Origin of the sequence: Corallococcus exercitus, from assembly GCF_003611585.1 — a bacterium.
Lineage (GTDB): Bacteria > Myxococcota > Myxococcia > Myxococcales > Myxococcaceae > Corallococcus > Corallococcus exercitus.
Window position 1 is genome coordinate 1 of sequence record NZ_RAVW01000685.1, and the last position, 2,968, is coordinate 2,968.

3 protein-coding genes are annotated in these 2,968 nt (G+C 72.1%); all 3 read right to left on the bottom strand.

Annotation, left to right across the window (positions count from 1 at the left end; all coding sequences use genetic code 11):
- The coding region (locus D7W79_RS40825) for a DNA-processing protein DprA (RefSeq protein ID WP_147442326.1) at window positions 1–915 on the bottom strand (915 nt) is incomplete at its 3' end.
- Window positions 916–1,057: 142 nt separating this feature from the next.
- The gene (locus D7W79_RS40830; protein ID WP_120530592.1) at window positions 1,058–2,275 is read right to left on the bottom strand and encodes a LysM peptidoglycan-binding domain-containing protein; all 1,218 of its coding nucleotides are present in this window, start codon (window positions 2,273–2,275) and stop codon (window positions 1,058–1,060) included.
- Window positions 2,276–2,301: 26 nt separating this feature from the next.
- Window positions 2,302–2,968, bottom strand: a 667-nt coding sequence (locus tag D7W79_RS40835; RefSeq protein WP_120530593.1) for a tetratricopeptide repeat protein, incomplete at its 5' end; no start/stop codon positions are given.

Here is a 2,968-nt window from a genome sequence, read left to right on the forward strand (position 1 = left end):
GACCGGGTGAACGCCCACCACCGCGCAGATCGTTTCAGCGGACGTGCATGCGCGGGCCCGCCCGTCCGCCAGCAGGGCGTTACAGCCCGCCGCGGCCGGCTGCCAGATGTCCCCGGGCAGCGCGAACACCGGCCGGCCCTGCACCCTCGCGGCGTCCGCCGTGTACAGGCTCCCGGAGTCCACCCCGGCCCGCATCACCAGCACCGCATCCGACGCGCCAGCAATGAGTCGGTTGCGCCGGGGGAAGGTCGTCGTGCTCGCCCGGACCCCGGGCGGCAGCTCGCTGAAGTACACCCCGCCCCGCTCCAGGAAGTGGGGCAGGAGCCGGGCCTGGGCGGGATCCAACGCGTCCAGCGCGGAGCCCAGGAAGGCCCACGTCTCCCCGCCCACGTCCAGCGCGCCCCAGTGGCACGCCCTGTCCACGCCCTCCGCCGCGCCCGACACCACGCCTATCCCAGCCTCCGACACCCTCCGGGCGAAGGTGCGCGCAAACGGCAGGAAGCCCTGGTCCGGGTGGCGGCTGCCCACCATGGCCAGCCTGCGCCGGGGAGGCCCCGGATTTCCCAGGTGGAACAGCAGCGGCGGCGCGTCCTCCAGCCCCACCAGCCGGGCGGGATAGGCCGGCGTGCCCGCGAAGGCCACCTCGAGTCCGGCCCGGGCACAGGCCTCCTCCGTCCGGGACGCCAGGGAGTCCAGCGATGCGACGGCGGCCAGCCGCTGGCGGACGGTCGCGGGCACCGGCACGTCGGACACCCAGTCCCGCACGGGCGTGGACGCGAGCCGGGCCAGCGCCCCACCGGCGAACGCCCGCACGGCGTCCAACGTCCGGGGCCCCAGGCCAGCAATGGCCCAGAGCGCCAGGGTGGCGCGCTGCTCGTCCCAGGGTGGGTTGATGTCCGTCTCTGTGTCCGCCATGCCGTCCCCGCCTGTTTCCCACCTATATAGAGGTGGTCCCGGGAGGGGCGTGACACATAACACCGGAACTTCGGGGGTCAAGCGACCCGCCCTTCCCGGGCGGGCCGGAATGCAGCATTCCTGCCGTTCGCCGCCTCTGGATTCAGCGGCTGGCGGTGGGCGTTCCGTCCTTGCGCATGGTGGCGCGGTCGCCGGCGGAGACCTCCGTCAGGGAGCGGGTCAGCAGGCAGTTGGAGGTGCGCTCACGCACTTCCGTGACCATGCACTGGGCCACGGCCTCCCAGGGGTAGGTCTTCTTGCCCTTGCCCGCGTCGCCCATCTTGTAGTCGCTGCGGCCGAGCACATCCAGGCTCGGGTCGCCGCGGCGCTCGATGGTGAAGGTGTTGCCCACCTGCACGCCGTCCGCGGTGCCGCGGTCCACGACGATGAAGTTGTGCTCGCCCAGCAGCGTCTGGCCCGGCGTCATCGGCGTGAGCACGTAGCCGGGGATCTCCTTGCTGTTGGGCTTGGGGGCGACGCGCTCCGACAGCTTCTCGCTGGAGGGGCCCACCAGGTCACCGCGGGAGATGGGGTCCCACGTCTCCACGATGCGCGCGGTCACCACGTCATTGTTGATGGCGACGACCTGCACCGTGCCCAGCAGCTCCGTGAGGTAGCCCGTGCGCGCGTTCGTCACCGGGTGCTTCACCTCTTCCACGGTGTGGAAGATGACGTAGCGGTCGCCCAGCTTGGCGGCGCCGCGCTTCTTGAAGCTCAGGTAGACCTTCTCCGGGGCGGAGAGCATCAGCGCCTCGGAGGCCGAGCCGTCGATGCGGCCCGCCTCGTCCAGTTCGCGCGTCGTCACGAAGCCCTTGGTCGTCACCGGGCGCGAGTTGGCGGGGTCGAAGCCGATCTTGCCGACCACGGACACCAGGCTGCCGCCGCTCACGTCCGAGGGCGCCGCCACGTCATCGGAGGGCAGGTCGCCCCCTTCCACGCGCGCGGGGACCTCCTCGCCGCCGGGGAAGAACTTCACGTTGTTGCCCGGGTAGATCCAGTGCGGGTTGGCGATCTGCGGGTTGTAGGACCAGACCTTGGGCCAGTACCAGGGGCTGCCCAGGTAGCGCTGGGACAGGTCCCACAGCGTGTCGCCGGTCTCCACGGTGTGCACCTGGCCGGGCGCGCTCTCACGGCCCTGCGGGGCGCCGGGCGGCAACGTGACGGAGGTGGGACGCTGCTCCGCGTCGTCGGAGATGTCCTGCCCTTCCGTCTCGGTGGAGGCCGGCTGGGGCTCCTCCTCCTGCGCGTCCTGGGCGAAAGCCGTCCATGCCGGCGCGACGGTGAGGGGCACGAGCAGGGTGGCGAGGATCCGGGAGCGCATCGGACGACGTCCTTTCACAAAAGGGCTCAAGGCGAGAGCGCGGCGAGCCGCTGCTCCGCCTGCGTGGCGGCGGCCGTCCCCGGGAACTGGGTGACGACGCGGGTATAGAGGGCTCGGGCATCCACGGCCTGGTTCAGCCGCACCCGGCACTCCGCGAGCCGGAGCATGCCGTCCTGGACGGCGTCCCCGGCGGGGTAGTTCTTGATGAGCTTTTCGAACGTCTTCGCCGCGCCGGCCGCGTCCTTGAGGCCCATCTGGCCCAGGCCGCTGAAGTACAGGGCGTTGTCGGCGCGGGGGTGGCGCGGGTTCTCCGACGCGAAGCGCGTGAGCGTCTCCACGCCGCCCTCCACGTTGCCGGTGCGCAGCATGGCCACCGCGCGCTCGTACTCGGCGTCGAGGATGTCCGGATCCTTCTCCGGGGGCTCCATGCTCGCCCGGGCCGGGCTGACGGACCCCGTCCCCGACGAACCCTCCACCGGGGAGATGAACATCTCCATCTGATCCGGATCCGGCTCAGTCACCGCCACCGCCGTGTTGATGCGCGGCGCGGGTTCCTTCTTCGGCTTGAGCCGCACGACCGTCAGCTCCGCCGGGGCCATGCCCAGCGCCTCGCCGCCTTCCGACGCGGCGGCCTGCGGCTTCGCGGTCGCCAGGGACGCTGCGGTCGCCGGGGACGCGGTGGGGGCCGGGGAG

Coding starts and splice junctions, on each gene's coding strand:
- D7W79_RS40830 (WP_120530592.1), bottom strand. CDS start 2,275: ATGCGCTCCCGGATCCTCGCCACCCTGCTCGTGCCCCTCACCGTCGCG.